The organism is Niabella ginsenosidivorans (genome assembly GCF_001654455.1).
Classification (GTDB): domain Bacteria; phylum Bacteroidota; class Bacteroidia; order Chitinophagales; family Chitinophagaceae; genus Niabella; species Niabella ginsenosidivorans.
In genome coordinates, this window is record NZ_CP015772.1 from 3,946,399 (window position 1) to 3,962,939 (window position 16,541).

General features: G+C 43.4%; 18 protein-coding genes and 1 tRNA gene. 4 read left to right on the forward strand and 15 right to left on the reverse strand.

Annotation, left to right across the window (positions count from 1 at the left end; all coding sequences use genetic code 11):
• Positions 1–30: 30 nt before the first annotated feature.
• The 6 genes from A8C56_RS16570 to A8C56_RS16595 all read right to left on the reverse strand — a co-directional run bounded on the left by A8C56_RS16570 (position 31) and on the right by A8C56_RS16595 (position 4,775).
• Positions 31–543 (reverse strand): NADH-quinone oxidoreductase subunit C, encoded by a 513-nt coding sequence (locus A8C56_RS16570; protein WP_067758419.1) that lies wholly within the window; start codon positions 541–543, stop codon positions 31–33.
• Positions 544–602: 59 nt separating this feature from the next.
• Positions 603–1,190: an NADH-quinone oxidoreductase subunit B gene (locus tag A8C56_RS16575; protein WP_067758422.1), complete on the reverse strand. Its 588-nt coding sequence runs from the start codon at positions 1,188–1,190 to the stop codon at positions 603–605.
• Between the two features lie 53 nt (positions 1,191–1,243).
• The gene (locus A8C56_RS16580; protein ID WP_245645546.1) at positions 1,244–1,609 is read right to left on the reverse strand and encodes an NADH-quinone oxidoreductase subunit A; all 366 of its coding nucleotides are present in this window, start codon (positions 1,607–1,609) and stop codon (positions 1,244–1,246) included.
• Positions 1,610–1,756: 147 nt separating this feature from the next.
• A complete protein-coding gene (locus A8C56_RS16585) occupies positions 1,757–3,532 on the reverse strand; it encodes a tetratricopeptide repeat protein (RefSeq protein ID WP_067758429.1) in 1,776 nt (591 codons plus the stop codon).
• 60 nt (positions 3,533–3,592) lie between these two features.
• Positions 3,593–4,510, reverse strand: a complete 918-nt coding sequence (locus tag A8C56_RS16590; protein ID WP_067758431.1) for a PstS family phosphate ABC transporter substrate-binding protein — start codon at positions 4,508–4,510, stop codon at positions 3,593–3,595.
• Positions 4,511–4,520: 10 nt separating this feature from the next.
• Entirely contained in the window at positions 4,521–4,775 is a 255-nt protein-coding gene (locus tag A8C56_RS16595; protein WP_245645548.1) for a hypothetical protein, read from the reverse strand.
• 400 nt (positions 4,776–5,175) lie between these two features.
• On the opposite strand from A8C56_RS16595, the gene A8C56_RS16600 reads away from it, so the two are divergent.
• The 3 genes from A8C56_RS16600 to A8C56_RS16610 all read left to right on the forward strand — a co-directional run bounded on the left by A8C56_RS16600 (position 5,176) and on the right by A8C56_RS16610 (position 6,850).
• A complete protein-coding gene (locus A8C56_RS16600; protein WP_067758434.1) occupies positions 5,176–5,808 on the forward strand; it encodes a polysaccharide deacetylase family protein in 633 nt (210 codons plus the stop codon).
• A 140-nt stretch (positions 5,809–5,948) separates the two neighbouring features.
• Positions 5,949–6,713 (forward strand): TatD family hydrolase, encoded by a 765-nt coding sequence (locus A8C56_RS16605; RefSeq protein WP_067758437.1) that lies wholly within the window; start codon positions 5,949–5,951, stop codon positions 6,711–6,713.
• Positions 6,714–6,763: 50 nt separating this feature from the next.
• A tRNA-Ser gene (locus A8C56_RS16610) sits at positions 6,764–6,850 on the forward strand.
• A gap of 154 nt (positions 6,851–7,004) precedes the next feature.
• Here the strand turns inward: A8C56_RS16610 and A8C56_RS16615 are convergent.
• From A8C56_RS16615 to A8C56_RS16650, 8 genes are all read right to left on the reverse strand, one after another.
• The gene (locus tag A8C56_RS16615; RefSeq protein ID WP_067758440.1) at positions 7,005–7,733 is read right to left on the reverse strand and encodes a L,D-transpeptidase; all 729 of its coding nucleotides are present in this window, start codon (positions 7,731–7,733) and stop codon (positions 7,005–7,007) included.
• Positions 7,734–7,736: 3 nt separating this feature from the next.
• The gene (locus tag A8C56_RS16620; RefSeq protein ID WP_157098016.1) at positions 7,737–8,336 is read right to left on the reverse strand and encodes a hypothetical protein; all 600 of its coding nucleotides are present in this window, start codon (positions 8,334–8,336) and stop codon (positions 7,737–7,739) included.
• Positions 8,337–8,574: 238 nt separating this feature from the next.
• Positions 8,575–8,970, reverse strand: a complete 396-nt coding sequence (gene tssD / locus A8C56_RS16625) for a type VI secretion system tube protein TssD (protein ID WP_067758445.1) — start codon at positions 8,968–8,970, stop codon at positions 8,575–8,577.
• A 78-nt stretch (positions 8,971–9,048) separates the two neighbouring features.
• Positions 9,049–9,438: a type VI secretion system tube protein TssD gene (tssD, locus tag A8C56_RS16630; protein WP_067758448.1), complete on the reverse strand. Its 390-nt coding sequence runs from the start codon at positions 9,436–9,438 to the stop codon at positions 9,049–9,051.
• A 145-nt stretch (positions 9,439–9,583) separates the two neighbouring features.
• Entirely contained in the window at positions 9,584–10,978 is a 1,395-nt protein-coding gene (locus tag A8C56_RS16635) for a DUF5458 family protein (protein WP_067758451.1), read from the reverse strand.
• Between the two features lie 37 nt (positions 10,979–11,015).
• Positions 11,016–11,468 (reverse strand): hypothetical protein, encoded by a 453-nt coding sequence (locus A8C56_RS16640; protein WP_067758454.1) that lies wholly within the window; start codon positions 11,466–11,468, stop codon positions 11,016–11,018.
• A gap of 234 nt (positions 11,469–11,702) precedes the next feature.
• Complete coding sequence (locus A8C56_RS16645) at positions 11,703–14,171, reverse strand: ATP-dependent Clp protease ATP-binding subunit (RefSeq protein WP_067758457.1); 2,469 nt, start codon at positions 14,169–14,171, stop codon at positions 11,703–11,705.
• A gap of 28 nt (positions 14,172–14,199) precedes the next feature.
• Entirely contained in the window at positions 14,200–15,264 is a 1,065-nt protein-coding gene (locus A8C56_RS16650) for a hypothetical protein (protein ID WP_067758459.1), read from the reverse strand.
• Positions 15,265–15,322: 58 nt separating this feature from the next.
• Here A8C56_RS16650 and A8C56_RS16655 point away from each other — a divergent pair, with 58 nt between their 5' ends.
• On the forward strand, positions 15,323–16,000 hold the full coding sequence (locus tag A8C56_RS16655; protein WP_067758461.1) for a C40 family peptidase: 678 nt from the start codon (positions 15,323–15,325) through the stop codon (positions 15,998–16,000).
• Positions 16,001–16,018: 18 nt separating this feature from the next.
• Here A8C56_RS16655 and tssO read toward each other — a convergent pair whose 3' ends face one another.
• The gene (gene tssO / locus A8C56_RS16660) at positions 16,019–16,537 is read right to left on the reverse strand and encodes a type VI secretion system TssO (RefSeq protein WP_067758463.1); all 519 of its coding nucleotides are present in this window, start codon (positions 16,535–16,537) and stop codon (positions 16,019–16,021) included.
• Between the last annotated feature and the right edge of the window lie 4 nt (positions 16,538–16,541).

Sequence of the window (16,541 nt, forward strand, 5' to 3'; positions counted from 1 at the left end):
TATTCAAAATTAACCCTCTTTCCTTTTTATTTATAAGGCTCCCCTGCCAAACATTTCATCATCTTTATCAATACGGCTCTGATCTTCCAGCGGGTATTCTTTTCTCAGCGGGAAATAGTCCATTTCATCCACGTTCAGGATGCGCTTTAAATTTGGATGCCCTATAAAGTTGACCCCATAAAAATCATATGTTTCGCGCTCCATCCAATTGGCTGCCGCAAAAAGCCCGGTAGCCGTATAAACATCAGGCTGATTGATACTGGTATATATTTTATACCGCACACGCACATTCTCCAGCAGGTTATGCAAATGATACACTACGGCTATTTCCTTTCCCTTATGATCAGGATAATGAACGCCACATAAATCAGTAAGAAATCCAAACTGAAGCGAAGGCTCCTCTACCAGAAAGTTCAGCACCTTCAGGTTGAGCTCCTTATCAGATGCAAAGCTCAGCAAACCATACTGTTCCTCAAAATCAAAAACCTGATTGCCAAATTTCTCAACCAGTTTTTCTTTTATATGCTCATTGGTCAATCCCATACCCAAACCCCTGAAGGGGCGTTTATTTTTTTAATTCCCTCTTCCTTTAGGGCTGAGGGCTATTGTATTCCATAACTTTCCAGCAAGGCCTTGTATTGCTCACCGTTTCTTCTTCTAAGGCTTTCCTTACCCACCAGATCCTGTATGCGCATTACCCCGTCCAGTATTGCTTCCGGTCTTGGAGGGCAACCCGGCACATATACATCTACCGGAACCACCTGGTCGATTCCCTGTAACACGCTGTACGTATCAAAAATACCTCCGCTGCTGGCACAGGCTCCTACTGCAATCACCCAACGGGGCTCTGCCATCTGAAGGTATACCTGTTTTACAACCGGGCCCATTTTTTTGGCAATGGTGCCCATTACCATCAGCAGATCACACTGGCGGGGAGAGAACCCCACGCGCTCACTGCCAAACCTCGCCAGGTCATAAGTGGCTGCCATTGTAGCCATAAATTCAATGCCACAACAGGAAGTGGCAAAAGGAAGCGGCCATAAGGAATTCTTACGGGCCAGACCAATTACACTATCTAATGTGGTGGCAAAAAAACCTTCTCCCTGATGACCATCCGGCATATCTGCCATCATCAGGCTGTCTTTCAGATCCGCCTTTTTAGGCTTAATATTGTATGATACAGGTCGCATAATTTCTTAGTTTTTCTACTACAATAACAAAAAAACAGGATTAAAGATCAGCTTTAATCCTCCCATTTTAAGGCTCCGCGTTTTATGATATAAATAAACCCGCAGAGGAAAAAAGCCACAAAGAGGAGCACTGCATAAAAGCCGCCCCAACCCAGTTCCCTGAAATTCACTGCATAAGGATAAAAAAAGATCACCTCTACATCAAACAACACAAAAAGAATGGCTGTAAGGAAATACTTAATAGCTACGGGCTGGCGTGCCTCACCGTGCGATTCAATGCCACTGGCAAAGTTCTGCAGCTTATCAGCAGTTCTTCTTTTTGGCCCCAGTAAGTGAGTAACTCCCATTAATGTGGCGATCATGCCTACCGCAAAAATAATTTGCAACCCTATTGGTAAATAGGAGCTTGAGGTATCCAAGCCCGCTTGTATAACTAAACTAATCATCTCAATTATGCAATACGCAAAAATAAGGTAACCTGCTAACAAAACCTTTTTTTAATGTGCCAAAAAGCAAACAGCCCCGAAAAATTCCGGAGCTGTTTAATACAATATCTAAAATAGCTGTTATTTCTGCGACTTAGGAGGCTTTGTGCCGGTAGAATCTTTTGTGCCGGTAGAATCTTTAGGTGCGGTACCTGTAGAATCTTTTTGGGGTGCCGAGCCGCCTGAAGCGCCTGACGATTTTCCACTCATTTTACCTACCTGATCTATAAAGCCCTGTAATTGCTGCTGTACGCCGGCATCATCCGTAGCGCCTTTTGCCAGGGTCAGGTATTTCAGGCCATTTTCCCTGTCGCCAGCCACATTCACATAATAGGTGGCCAAAGTTGTTGCTGCGCTGAACAGATTCTTCTTTGCATCAACGGCTGTATCCTTTTGTGAAAATGCAATTAATTTTTCTCCATCAGGTACTAAAATATTTTTAGCATTGGTCGAATCAAAGATCCGGCTGCTGTTAAATGCCCACAAATAACCATAATTCACATCAGGGTGTTTGGTACGCATCGCATCAAATACTTTCCAGGCTTTCTCGTAGTCCTTTGCCTGATAATATCCGGTATATCCTGCATCAAAATAATCACGAATACCTGGGTCAGGTTTGATCTTCAATACTTCTGCCAACAGATCTCCCTGCACTTCATGGTTGCCTTTATCACCAAAGAATTTTGCACCTTCCTGCAGCATTTTCACCCTGTTCACGGTTGAAGTATCTGATTTTAAACCGTCCATATAAGCCTGTAACACTTCATTTTCTTTACCGGGCGTAGCGGCGTAGGCCATAGCCTTCAGGTTATAATCCTGCGGTGACAGATCTTCAGGATCTGTTTTTGCAAAATATTTTTCAACAAAAGGCAATGCTTTTGCAGCTTCTCCTTTATCAATATAAGCATAGCCTAATAATTTATATACTTTGGCAGGAGTCTGCTCGCCCATTTTTTGCACAATGCCATTGGCAGAAGTAATAGCCTGATCATATTGTTTATTAAAGTAGAAAGTCTGTGCCTTATAATAATCGTTGAACGGGGACGGATCAGAGTTGGCTATGATTTTGTCAGCCACACCTTGTGCTCCGTTAAAATCGCCTGTTCCGATTTTATATTCATACAACGCATCATAAGCAGGTACAAACGCAGGGTTTGCAGCAACTGCCTTATCTATATTTTGCTGGAACAGGTCATAATTTTTCTGAGAACGGAAAATTAATGCAGTTCTCAGAAATGCTTTTGCAAAACTGGGATCAGCTGTAGTTGCATCGCTGTAAGCACTATATGCTTTGGTACCATCTCCCGGGCTGGCCTTACGGTAAGCATCGCCCAGGTTCGTTAGTATATCGGCCCTTAACCATTCATCCTTGCTTTTTTCAGTAAGTGATTTTGCTTCCTCCAGCTTCTGCACCGCATAATTAATGTCTCCTACCTTATCAATATTATTGTAGATCCTGGTAATAGCCGCACCTATCGCATTCAGGATCTCCGGGTCGTTGCCTTTCCTGCCTTTACTTGCAGTCAGTGCTGCTTCAAAGCTTTGTTTTGCTTCATCTGCCTTTTTATCAGCCAGTTGCAGTTCTCCTTTAGCTACCAGCAACCACGCATCGTTGGGTTTGGCTGCAAGGGCTTTATCCAATGCTGCTTTGGCTCCGGCAGTGTCCTGGTTCGTTAAATCTGCATTCACCAGCCAGTACGTTGCTTCCGGTTTATCTGCCTGTTTTTCAAAAATTGACTTAGCTCCCAGTACCTTGCCCTGGTACAGCTGCTTTACACCATCCTGTACGGATTGTGCATTTGCCGCTACACCCAGGATCATTGCCAATGCAAGGAGACGGATTTCTTTTTTGATCATTTTTCTAATTTTATAGTTTTACCAGTAAATAATAGATTTTGTAAATATATTGTTTTTCAGTTATTCTTTTGTTTCTGCAGGCCTGACAATGAAATTTCTTCTTCCAGGCATCAGGTATGCTTTTTTGAAAATCAGTTGCCCTATCTCACCGCTCATGAAATCTGCAAACCCCGTGCCTAAACCTCTGTGCCCTTCTTTTAATATATAAGTCAGATCTCTTGTCATCGGATAGCGCTTTGTATAGATATTTGCCTGTACAGGTAAGACATATTTATCCGGTTTATCGCTGCTTTCCAATTGCACAATTTTAACTTTTTTTAAGAAGCTCAACTGGCGGGCATCATCCTGGTTGCCGATCCAGCTTACCCCGATAAAGCCGATTGCGTCGGGGACCTTTGCCACATAATTAATGACAGAATCGCTGGTATTGGCGCCCTTTGCCTTATCTGTTAACTTTTGCCCCTTCAAAACACTGTCTACCAGAAACCGTATGGTACTTGTAGATCTTAATCCATCCAGCACCGGCACCAGCGGCCGGGTATAATTTCCTGTAAGAATCATCTGTATTTCTGCCATTGTAAGCAATGTGTCTTTTGAAGCGGGATTTGCAATTACCGCTACCGCATCCCTTGCCACAGGCAGTTGTTTTACCACTATATGCATTGAATCAACAACAGACTGTACCTCAGCATCTGTCAGCTTTATTGTTGAAATAACCATCCTGATGCTGTCATTCCAAAGATCTTTGATGCATTCCGATTCCGGCTTATACTGCACATTAATTTTTGTGCTGTCATTATTGGACTCATACACCTGAATCAGCGCATCTACAATGGGTTTGAACGATTCATCAGCACTGATCGTGATAGTTCCTTTAACCGGTGTATCTGTGTATTCCTGCCTTCCATCACCAGGCCCGCAGGCAAATAAACCAACCGCCAGCACAAAACTCCCTATTATAAAACGCAATGCCTGCATTCCTGCCCTTCTATTTAAAATAATTTTTTTTATATCCCCTGTACACCCTCCACGCACCATAAATTACAAAAAGAATTCCCAAAAGCAGATCAATGATATCCGGCGGGAACCGTTTATTTAAAGCAAGGTCAAATTTGTTGCGTACTATCAGGAACACCCCAACAAATATGATTAACACCCCCATTGTATAATCCAGCATTGACCGCATACCGGCAACCTGTTTGTTCCGCTGCCGTTCGTAATCTTCATTTGATTTTATTGACATATTTCCTATGAGGGTTGGCAATTTATTGATTTTTCTAATTAGATACAAAATTTTAAAATTCCATAACAGTCTTTCTACCAGCCGGGGTACAGAGAAGGAGCAAACCTACAGATTAACCAGAACGTCAACGGATAAGACTCCACATACACGAATGAGCGTGAAAAACGCCGTTTATGCCCTATTAGGAACACACATCTGTATTGTATTTAGCTCTTATTCTGACATTTATGATACTGTCAAAAGTATTTTCCACCTCGAAACCGGGCGTTGGCACTTGCAAATCAAACAAATGTTAACAACATTGCAACGCGGAGCTCCTTTTTAAGGGATCATACCCTGAATCCCCGGCACTGCCTCTGATAAACACTTCTGTTCTACAAATAGTATCTTTACAGGCACTATGTATTTTGTTAAAACGCCCTGGTGGCTAAAAAAAATATATGCTGCTTATAACTGGGATATTCCTGTTTCAGAAAAAAAGATATTTTTAACATTTGATGATGGTCCTCACCCTGTGGCTACTCCTTTTGTATTAGAACAACTAAAGGCCTATAATGCAAAAGCTACCTTTTTTTGTATTGGTAAGAATGTGGCAGCCGGGCAAAGCATTTACCAGCAGATCCTGAATGAGGGCCACAGTGTTGGTAATCATACTCATAATCACCTGAATGGGTGGAAAACCAAAACAGCTGCCTATATAGATAATGTAGCAGAGGCCTCAAAAGTGATCCGGTCCGGCCTGTTCCGGCCGCCCTACGGGCGCATCAGTAAAGAACAGGGTCGCCTGTTACGCCGGGTAAACGGGTTCCGGATCATTATGTGGGACGTATTAAGCGGTGATTTTGACCAACAGCTTCCACCCGAAAAATGCCTGGGCCATGTTTTACAAAAAACCACAAGTGGATCGATCATTGTTTTCCATGATAGCCAAAAGGCATTAAGGAATATGCAATATGCACTTCCGGAAGTCTTAAAACATTTTTCTCAATCCGGTTTCTCATTTGAAGCCATCACTGAACTGACGTTTCCATAACAAAGGGCCTGGGTGAATACCCAAGCCCGATTTTTAATCCGTACCCTATGAAAACTTGGTAGTGAAGTTATACTGTTTTACACACATAGGCAAAAAAAAAATTTGTTAATATTGCCGTTTTCTACCTTAAAGAACGGGAAATGCTGATTGATACACATGCGCATATTTATTCAGGAGAATTTGACAGCGACAGGAAAGAAATGCTTGAGCGGGCCTTTAATGCCGGCGTGGACCAGATCTTAATGCCTGCCATTGATAAGGAAACACATGCTTCCCAATTAGCGCTGCAAACAGCTTATCCGGGCAAATGCCTTTCTATGATGGGTCTGCACCCAGTATCTGTAAAGGAAGACTTCCGGAATGAGCTGAGGATAGCTGAGGAATTTTTAAAGCAGGGCTCATTTATTGCCATTGGCGAAACCGGGCTGGACTATTACTGGGACCTCAGCTTTAAACAACAGCAGTTAGAAGCATTTGAACAGCAGGCACAATGGGCGGTTGATTATCATATTCCTATTGTAATACATAGCAGGGAATCAACAGATGATTGCATTGCCGTCATCAAAAAATATACGCCTAAAGGCCTGCGCGGCGTTTTTCATTGTTTTAGCGGAACGTTGGAACAGGCAAAGACGATTATTGCTGAAGGATTTTACCTGGGGATCGGCGGGGTGCTGACCTTTAAAAAATCGGGACTGGATGCCGTTTTGAAAGAATTATCTTTAGATCATATCCTTTTAGAGACTGATGCCCCTTACCTGGCGCCTGTTCCTTACCGTGGTAAAAGGAATGAGCCTGCATATGTGGTACAGGTTGCGCAAAGACTGGCTGATATAAAAGAAATGCCATTGAATGACCTTGCAGCTATTACAACTGCCAATGCCAAAAAATTATTCGCTTTATAGCACCGGAAACCGTATTTTTGCAGCCCTCCCGATGATTTTCGGGATCAAACAGAGAGGTGTCCGAGTGGTTGAAGGAGCACGCCTGGAAAGTGTGTATACGGGAAACCGTATCGAGGGTTCGAATCCCTTCCTCTCTGCAAAGCTTTATGGTCCGGCATGGGTCATTTTTTGTTTGTTTTCAGCCATGTAAAATGAAATTTTACCAAAGCGGATGGAGTAAGGGTAACCGGCGCAAAATGGCGCCATAAAAGATCGTATCAGGCATCCGGTCCCTTACTTACTGAACATGCATTAATGTACGCTGTATACAGCAGCTTTATTGATACCGGGAAATACATGAAACTCAAAGAAGGGTTTTGCTTCCTTCCTCATAAGAAGTGTTGGTACCACTTTATCAGTATAGGGATGAATTTCAATGGTATTTCCCCGTTTTAAATATCTTTTTGAAATAAGGGAATCAATATCAGCCGGTCTCAGATGAATACAGCCATGCGATTCCTCCAGCACAAAATCTTTTTTGCCAACAGCCGTGTAGGCCTCATCATAAGGTGTGGTATGAATAAAATCGCTCATAAAGGTTTCCCGGCCTTTATTCAGCACCCGGTCGCCATTTAAGTCCCGGAAATATTTAATTGTTATATGGCCAAAATCGTTAAATACCCATCTGTCTGGCAATGCCTTGCCATCTTTGTACTTAAATGAAGCATAGTAATCCTTTAAATAATCCGTCAGTTCCTTTTCCGTTTTAAAATATTTTGAAGTTTTAACGACAGCTGATAGTTTTTTCCATCCTCCATTCATGTTCACTTCCATGGCTCCGTCTTTCCCCGTCCGGAGCGCCGCCCCCCAGGGTACCCGCGAAAAAGGATATGCTGATCCCTGTGTAACATGCTGATCAATCAGGCCAATGATATACCTGCCCGCTCTTGTTGGAGTTGCCTCATTGCCACCACGGTCCTTATATTTTGCTACAGGGCCTCCATGAGCATCTATTTCTGTGATTCTTTGTAATTGTGGCATTTTTTACTGATTATAACATAAGTCAATCTTGTTGATCTCAAAGTTCCGGTATCCCTCTTTTGGCATGGAACGATCCGGATAGACTTTTACAGAACTTATAGCATGGGGCGTTTTTACAGCTCCCTTAAATACAAACGGATAGACCTGCTGCAGTGTCAGTTGCTGAAATTCTTTTTTTTCTATTTCAGAGGCACCAAACTTTTTCTTAAAGTCTTCAATTGACAAACCAGCCCTCAGTTGCGCCGGAAGGGCAGTCACCTGCAACACACAGGTATTCCCGGGATAAAAGGCGCTGTCAAGATACATATAGACTGCAGCTGTGTCAATGATTTCATCACTGGCATTCACTTTGATAATGAACCGTTCCGATAGCGAAGCCAGCAGCCCTTGCAGTCGGGGAATGGTTGTTGCTGAAGAGTCTGCAACGATAGCAGCAGCGTCCTGTAATGCCTGCAGCAATGTATCTTTTGGAAGCATACGCGGTGTGATCCTTGTTGCTTCAGTACCCTTGTCGGGCGTTCCTTTGCTATTGACATCAGCACAGGAAATGAGCACCTGCAGGAACAGCACAAAAACCAAAAACCGGAAAACTGCATTCATCATTATTAAGTCTGTTTAAATTATTGAACAATGCTGTGTACCAAATGAAAACCGAGCCGGCAGTCATCATTCACGTTTACAAAAAATCGCCCCAACCCAATGAGGCGATCATAATATATTTTAAAAAACGATTGCAAATAATTATCACACCCGTTTCCTTTTTTCAAATTTACTAAAGATGAGCTACAGGTAAAGAACAGAGCTTCAACCTTTTCGAAAAACTCCCTCCCAAAGCAACCCGTCAGGCCTCATCAGGCCAGTTGTTCTTATAGGTGGAATCGTTCAACCTGATTTCTTTTGCACTCAATTGTAAGGAGATCTGCATAGGAAATTCACTATCATGATTATATTCTTCATGGTAATCAACACAATGGGCGTCTGAGAATTTTAATACTTTTAATTTGCTCATATTGTCCCTGCGGTAAAAGGTGATCTGCCCGCTTTTTGTTTGTGTGGCGCTTACCATCCAATCAAACAGGTTGGTGCTCCCGGTGCTTTCAATGGTAACATCAATCAGCCCGCCCATCGGAATGGATGTGGGCCGGTTAGTCCGGTCTGTTTCCTGGGAAAACCGGAACTTACAATGAAGCACGGTTGACTCTTCCCCATCCGCTGAAAATTTTGCTAAGAATGACATAGATAATTATTTAATAACCCGACCCTTTCGGATCGGGTTATGATTTAATTAAAGATCTTCAACTTATTGTAATCCAGATCAAACAGCCCACTGGTTTACATGGGAAGCATTACCCATAGAAATTTCTTTCGCAGAAATTGTGAATGTTTCTGTGATCGGGTTTTCGCTTGTAGAACTAAAATTCTCCCTGTAATCTACCAGGTATCCTTCTTTAAAATTCAGCTCTTTCATTGTTGCGTCTGAATCTCTCTTTGTAAAAGTGATCTTACCGTCTTTTCTTTCAAAATTGTTGCACATCCATTCGAAGAATTTGGTATCACCAGTAGATTCTACTGTAATGTGAATTTTGCCTCCGCGGGTAATTGTAGATGGACGACCGGTCGCATCTGTTTCCTGTTTCAAAGCATAGCTGATATCAATTACATTGTTTTTCTGACCAGCTACTTCTAATTGTGCTTTAAATGACATAATTGTACATTTTAGGTTAAAAAATAAAAAGTATAAAAACTATAAATAAAAAACTGGGTTATGTACAGTCAATACGTCACTTGTCCACTGCACGCTGTATGCTGGCTTTGTTCCTTATGTTAGCTCCACAAAATCATTCTCTTAATTATTTTCCTTCCTGTTCGTATTTCGACATCCATTCCACACCGTCAGGATCGTCGCCTTTTTGCCCTTCCAGCTTAATAAGGAACGTTTTAGCCGGGAAGTAAGGTTTTAAATGTATATCCAAATGGATCCGGTCTTTCTGAACGGGATCCTGTTCAAATCTTTTAATAGTAAAATTTTCAATAAGCTTGCTTGGTCCGGTAATGCCGTCCAGAAATTTCACAATCTGGGAATTCAGTTCCTTTCTTGTATTTGCATTAAAATTCTCAAATGCCCGCCTGTTCAGGAAGTCCATCATCACTTTGGCAACATAATCAAATACCCTTACAACCGAATAGGTCTGTAAACCAATATTGTCACCATTAAACAGGGTCTTTGCCGAAAAAGCCATCACTTTCCCGTACTCTTTTGCCATTGGGATCAGCCCCAGCTTCTCCAGGCTGGCTATCTCACTCTTTTTCAGATCAAATTTCACGCCATCTACCTCATTCATCGTTCCGTATTTCTTACCTGCGGTCACCTGCGACATTAATGTATAATAGACTTTACCTGCCAGGGAACTTGACGGCGGAACATATAAATGATCTTCTTCGCCAACAGCATCTACCTTTCCGCGGCCTACCAGCCAGTTACAGGCCATCATTACATTAGAACGATAGGGATCGCCACCAGTCAGATTAGCGGCCTCAAACAGTTCCATTACATCATCAGGCGTATCCAGGTTCTCAAAATCCGTTATCAGCATTACTTTATTATCATGCGCGATCTTGGCCCATTTCTCAACCACTTTATTAGAACCCAAATAACCGGGCAATACCAGTATGCTATAGTTATTGCGCAGATCAAGACGGTCATAGTTATTTACCAGTTCGGTCTGAATATGATCAATGAAGCGCGTATTGTCCAGGTCTTTTAACTGATCCAGTTCCGCGTTCATAATAGAAACATTCTTCACTTTCTGGCTTTCGGTGTTTTTGTAGAACAAAGCCACAGACCGGTAAGAACGTTCCAGTTCCCTGGTACGATCCAGTGCTTTCCTCAGGTTTGCTTTTAATGTAGTATCAGCGATACCTGCCTGTTTATCGCACTCGTTCACCATTTCACTCAGATCGTCAGTCTTGCTCAACACATCAATCCACCAGCTCAATGTTTTTTTCAATTCATTGCGCTCTTCCTTTTTGGAAGACTCTTCTAAAAAGATCTTCTTCCTTGCCTTCCGCTCCGGGTTCAGGTTCTGAACATTGTCAATTGCCGACTCCAGCAGATCAAAACCGCCCAGTCTGGCAAGCGCATCCAGGTGCGTTTCCAGCGATTTAAGTTCTTTTACTCCGGGTTGTTTAAACTCTTTCTGAACACTTTGTTCTTCCTGAGCGGGATTATTTTGAGCAGTTGCCATATTTTATTGTTCGAATAGATTAAATATCGGAAATCAGTTATTTAGAATTATCCAGTTCCTGAACCAGCACTTTTAATGCCGCCAGCAGGTTTTCCTTGGTTTCTTTATCTGCCAGCGCCTGTTTTAACAGCTTATTGGTCTTTAACTGCTTTACAATTTTCTGATATTGCTTGCGCTTCATATCCAGCTCACTTAAATAAGTGCTCTGATGGGTAATGCCGCCAGCCCCAAAATCCTGCAGACCTTTAAAGTGCAGATCTTCCCGTTTGGTAGCGCCTTCTTCTGTTTCAAAATCCATGGTTACGGATGGAGCAAAATGTGCAAACACTGCTTCCACACTTGTAAGGCCCTGTACTATTTCCGGCTTAACAGGAGGCAGATCAGTTAATTTTTCTGCTAATAAGACGCGATTCTGTGGTATATCTGCAAAGGCTTCAAAGGCATCTGTTTTTACTTCTGTACCACCAATACCGTAAGGCTCTAAAGGCATAGCTTTTAACTTTTATAGGTCTGAATGAAATATCTACTTTAAAGAAGGCTCTCAGAATATTCAGCATCAAGTTGTAGCATTAGCGCATTTTTCTGAGTTAGCTCCTCTCAAAAATAGGGATTAATTCCTAAATAAATCTAAAAATAAAAATAATTCAATAATAATTTATCATTAAAAAACACTGCATACCCTTCTGCTTTCTAACCCGGTAATATGCAAAGTTTGGGCCAGATTCTATGCCCCATTCTCCCAAACAAGCTCCTCATTTTCAACCTTTAGCAGCGCCCTGGAACCTGGTAAAAGCTCTCCGGAGATGATCTTCTTTGACAGCGGGCGCCTGATCTGCGAACGGATGACCCCGTGTAAAGGTCTTGCTCCATACTCCGGTGTAAAGCCCATTACCGCCAGCTTCTTCCGTGCTTCAGGGGTGATTTCTATGCTAACCTGTTGTTTTTCAAGAGCTGTATATAAGGACTTGAGGTTGATGTCCAGGATCCGTTCCACCATCTGCTCCTTCATGGGTGCAAAGGGAACAATTTCCGTTAAACGTCCCAGGAATTCCGGCCGGAAATGATTTCCCATAATATTGAGCAAACTGACCGGATCAGGTGGCGTTCCGTTCTGATTAAATGCCTCCACCACATGCCGGCTGCCGATATTGGAAGTAAAAATGACCAGGGAGTTTGAAAAATCGCCTTCTTTGCCCAGCTTATCGTGGATCTTTCCTTCATCCATCAGCTGAAGAAAAATATCAAACACGGAAGGGTGTGCTTTTTCTATTTCATCAAAAAGCACTACAGAATAGGGCTGCTGCCGGATTTTATTAACGAGCAGGCCACCTTCTTCATACCCCACATACCCCGGAGGGGCCCCATAAAGCAGGGCGGCAGAATGTTCTTCCTTGAATTCCGACATATCAAAACGGATGATATTGGTTTCATCCTGAAACAGGAAATCGGCCAGGGCCTTTGCCAGCTCTGTTTTACCGGTACCGGTAGGCCCCAGGAAGAAAAAGGAACCGATCGGCTGCCCCGGCTTCCCTAATCCTGAACGGGACTCGAGGATCGATTCGCTGATGATCTTTATAGCATGATCCTGCCCTACCACTCTTTGCTTCAGGATTTCTTCTATATTCAGCAACCGTTCCTTTTCCTGCGCCTGGATCTTTCCTAAAGGGATACCTGTTTTATCTGCTACTATGGAAACCACATCGTGCTTCTCCAATGTTGCCCGGTCCTGCTCCACCAGCGGTTTCAGGGTCTCGTAGACGGAATCAAGATATTGAATGACTTCGTCCGCCGTTTTCATTTCCAGGGGGTTCTCACCTGCCGGAACAGCGCTCCATATAACGGGGCTCATCCCGTTTTTCAATTGCTGGTAATGCCATTGATAATCTTCAAGGCTTGTAGGGGTTTCACCATTCTTAAAGGCTTCAAATTCGGCTTTCTGTGTTTTCAGTACCAGGGCACCCGTATCTTTTACCAGTCTCAATGCCGCCATGGAACGGTCGGCCAGGTCAATGGCGGCATCCGGCAACCTCCTGTCCTTGATATACCGTTTTGCCAGACGTATGGATTCATGCAGGGTTTCATCGGGTGCATTTATTTTATGATGCGCTTCATACAGTGGCATTACGATCTTCATCATCCTGAAAGCCACTCCGGGCGCAGGCTCTTCAACAGCCAGGGGCTCGAACCGGCGCGCAAATGCTTCATCTTTTTCCAGGTGCTTCCTGTATTCATCCATTGTAGTGGCCCCTATAATGGTAATGGCTCCTTTAGCCAGCTCGGGTTTCAACAAATTGGCAGCGCCAGAGAACGGGCCATTTTTATCCAGCAGCACATGGATCTCGTCAATAAATAAAATGCCTTTTTCCAGTTGTTTTATTTCATTAAGCACTGATTTCAGACGTTCTTCCGTTTCGCCTTTGTAGGAGGCGCCTGCGGCCATTGTGCCATTATCCAGCTCAAACACTTTTGCATTTTTCAGGAAGGCCGGCACCTGCCCTTTTTGAATGGCAATGGCAAATCCGTCTGCCAGGGCTGTTTTGCCCACCCCCGGCTCACCTATTAACAGCACATTGGGTTTTGTACGGCGGCTGAGAATCTCCGCCATCATCCGGATCTCTTGTTCCCGCCCGATGATGGGATCCAGTTTACCTTCAGCAGCCATCAATGTTTTATCAATGCAATATTTCTGCAATGCCTGCCTGCCGGATGCCGTTTTCCCGGTACCTGTTTCCACTGCTTTCTCTACTTCATTCAGCAGGTTGATGCCACCCAGGGAAACGGATGCCAGGTTTATCAGTTGCTGGCGCTGCACCGGAAATGTTTTCAGTTGATCAAAAGAAAATGCAATCCCCGGCGTACTGATGGACGCCAGCACGTGTATCGGCTCTATTGCATCATCCTGTGTTTGTATACGGATATTATCCGCATCATCCAGCACTGCAGCCATCTCATCAGCAGCAGGAATATCTTCCTTAAGTGCAGCCGACTTGGGATAGCTTTCCATGCGCACATCTGCCCAGTCTGCAAGGTAATACACATCCACATCTGCCTGAACCAATACCGGATCCAGCTCCACATCCTTATGCAACAACGCTTTTAGTACATGTGCGGCGGCATAGCTGTTGTGCATGTTTTCCCGGGCAATAGCTTTGGCAATATGAATTGCTTTTTCGAGTGTTTTTGAAAATTGCATTATGGTCTTTTATTTGTACCTGGTTTTATTACAAATTCCGTTGGGCCCATTTTAAAAGCCCGGCTTTTACTTTTGCAATCACGGATATCTTTACCACACAATTATTGGAAGGGTTGGTAAAGATCTGTGTGTGCAGTGAAAGGTCATCCGCTTTTTTAACGGCTTTTATTTTTTCAAAGAATTCCTGGAAAGTGATGGCATTGCCATTCAGAATAACCGTTGTGTTGATATTGTTATCACAGAAATATTTCTGATAATCGGTCACCCTTCCTTTACCACCGGTAGAAGCACGCATCATCTGATTAAATGTTGCAGGTTCCCAGCCGGGATATTTTTTTTCCGGTACAATAACAGGATCTGTTGCCGGTGATTTCTTAGCGGTATCCATGCCCTGTGGCAGGATTGGCGGGGGCAGTTGTCCGCCCGTTTCTCCCCGCAGCGGGCGCGGAGGGCCCAGTGGCAGCGATGACGGTTTCTTTGGCAATACCACCAGCCTTCTTATAACAGCCTTTCCTGAACCGTTGATCGTTACAGAGATCGTTTTAACTCCTTCTGTTGTGAACCGTGTGGTAAAGATGCGTTCTGCCGAGCTGTTCAATGAGTTTGCATCCCCGTAGCGCCAGTCCCAGGACCTGGCTTTCTGGGAAACTTCTTCAAAGGTAACGGGATCACCAACATAGGCTGAGTCCGGCATTTTAATGATCGGCAATACCGTAGAATCAACTATTTCCGGTGCTTCTTCAATTGTGATTGTTTTATATGCGTAACACCGGCCATCCTGTATTAAAGTGATCACATACTGACCCGGAGCATCATAGGAATGCATTGCTGAAGCGATCTCTGTAAAATATCTTTGCTTCTGATGATCACCAAAGTCCCATTCCAGGCGTTTGAAATCTTTTACATTGGCTGAAAATCTTATAATGGTACCGGTTTGAAAATTGGTACCGGAAATATCAATATCAAAATCTGTACAGGGCTTATAATTTTTATAGCGTATCACAAAGGCTAAGGACGCAAGTATGCAGACAGCAAGTAACGTAATGATGACATTATCATCAAGACGAAAAACCATATATTGCTTTTTTTGCATATTATTTTACATTTAAAATCTTAATTTTATCGCTCCTTTTACTTAAGAGCAGTTAATCATGAACTACAAATTTTCTTTAATCATTCTGATAAGCACCCTACTCTTAAGCGGCTGCTTTCTAAGCAAAAAGGGATCGAAAACAGCGTCCTCAAAAGAAGATCCCTATAGTTCTATTATTTATGTTACAGACCCCAAACAGGATTCTATTGCAAAGGCACGGGCAGCCCAGCAACATAAACGGGAGCTTCTTTTCCATGAGGATTCTTTGTTAAAGGCGAAATATGCCCGTAATATGCAGATTCCGCCGGACAGTATCCGCGATGTAAGCCTGCCGCTTTACCGTTTTATTGACAACTGGATTTATACTCCATACCTGTGGGGGGGCACTACCCGAAAGGGCATCGACTGCTCTGCATTTGTACAAAGGCTTTTGGCAGAAGTATACGATGTGGAAGTACCGCGCACTTCGATCCAGCAATACCTTACAAGGAATGTGATCCCATTCAGGGGCCTTGATCGTTTAGAGGAAGGGGATCTGATCTTTTTCAAGACCATTGACGGTAACCCCATCACCCATGTGGGCCTGTATCTTAAAAACGGTTATTTTATCAATTCCGCATCAAAAGGGGTAACAATAGCCAATTTAAGAAGCGCCTACTGGGCATCAAAATATGTTTCCTGCGGAAGGATCAACCTTGCAAAGTCCACACGTATCAGAAATGTATCAAAGAACTAATTGATGGTTGTACTGCTCCTAATGCAGCGGGGCAGTGTTCATCAGCGTACGAAGCTGTGCGTTACAGTCGTTATAATCACGTGTCAATTGTGCATTTTCAGCTTTTAACGCTTCTACCTGGCGGGGCGCATCTCCCAGATCTGAAATGGTATTGGATGCTTCCAGGTAACGCTGGAAAACATCAATAACACTTTTGTTTAACCGGGAATACATGCTGCTGTCCTTGTATTGCAGGTTGTTCAAGACCCTCAGCTTTTCGCCGATAACAGAATTCAGATATGCTTTCTGAGCGCCCGGTTTCCTTAAAGAATCGATCAGAACCTTTGTTTCCTCCATCGTCTGCACAAAACGATCCTGTGCAGCCTCCTGCAGCTTAAAGATATTCAGTTGCTGGCGCATCATCCTGTTATCCTTTGTAGGCACCAGGGTATCAAAATAAAAAGCCACTAAAACAAACGCCATAGCCAGTATAAACAGCAGTAAAAACTTCCAGAATGCCTGCTGGCGCTCTTTTGCATTGATTACAATTTGTGCCATCCTC

Bases quoted from the DNA above. Each gene is read 5' to 3' on its own strand.
- A8C56_RS16570 (WP_067758419.1), bottom strand. From the start codon at position 543: ATGGGATTGACCAATGAGCATATAAAAGAAAAACTGGTTGAGAAATTT.
- A8C56_RS16575 (WP_067758422.1), bottom strand. From the start codon at position 1,190: ATGCGACCTGTATCATACAATATTAAGCCTAAAAAGGCGGATCTGAAA.
- A8C56_RS16585 (WP_067758429.1), bottom strand. From the start codon at position 3,532: ATGATCAAAAAAGAAATCCGTCTCCTTGCATTGGCAATGATCCTGGGT.
- A8C56_RS16590 (WP_067758431.1), bottom strand. From the start codon at position 4,510: ATGCAGGCATTGCGTTTTATAATAGGGAGTTTTGTGCTGGCGGTTGGT.
- A8C56_RS16595 (WP_245645548.1), bottom strand. From the start codon at position 4,775: ATGTCAATAAAATCAAATGAAGATTACGAACGGCAGCGGAACAAACAG.
- A8C56_RS16600 (WP_067758434.1), top strand. From the start codon at position 5,176: ATGTATTTTGTTAAAACGCCCTGGTGGCTAAAAAAAATATATGCTGCT.
- A8C56_RS16605 (WP_067758437.1), top strand. From the start codon at position 5,949: ATGCTGATTGATACACATGCGCATATTTATTCAGGAGAATTTGACAGC.
- A8C56_RS16615 (WP_067758440.1), bottom strand. From the start codon at position 7,733: ATGCCACAATTACAAAGAATCACAGAAATAGATGCTCATGGAGGCCCT.
- A8C56_RS16620 (WP_157098016.1), bottom strand. From the start codon at position 8,336: ATGATGAATGCAGTTTTCCGGTTTTTGGTTTTTGTGCTGTTCCTGCAG.
- tssD (WP_067758445.1), bottom strand. From the start codon at position 8,970: ATGTCATTCTTAGCAAAATTTTCAGCGGATGGGGAAGAGTCAACCGTG.
- tssD (WP_067758448.1), bottom strand. From the start codon at position 9,438: ATGTCATTTAAAGCACAATTAGAAGTAGCTGGTCAGAAAAACAATGTA.
- A8C56_RS16635 (WP_067758451.1), bottom strand. From the start codon at position 10,978: ATGGCAACTGCTCAAAATAATCCCGCTCAGGAAGAACAAAGTGTTCAG.
- A8C56_RS16640 (WP_067758454.1), bottom strand. From the start codon at position 11,468: ATGCCTTTAGAGCCTTACGGTATTGGTGGTACAGAAGTAAAAACAGAT.
- A8C56_RS16645 (WP_067758457.1), bottom strand. From the start codon at position 14,171: ATGCAATTTTCAAAAACACTCGAAAAAGCAATTCATATTGCCAAAGCT.
- A8C56_RS16650 (WP_067758459.1), bottom strand. From the start codon at position 15,264: ATGCAAAAAAAGCAATATATGGTTTTTCGTCTTGATGATAATGTCATC.
- A8C56_RS16655 (WP_067758461.1), top strand. From the start codon at position 15,323: ATGAACTACAAATTTTCTTTAATCATTCTGATAAGCACCCTACTCTTA.
- tssO (WP_067758463.1), bottom strand. From the start codon at position 16,537: ATGGCACAAATTGTAATCAATGCAAAAGAGCGCCAGCAGGCATTCTGG.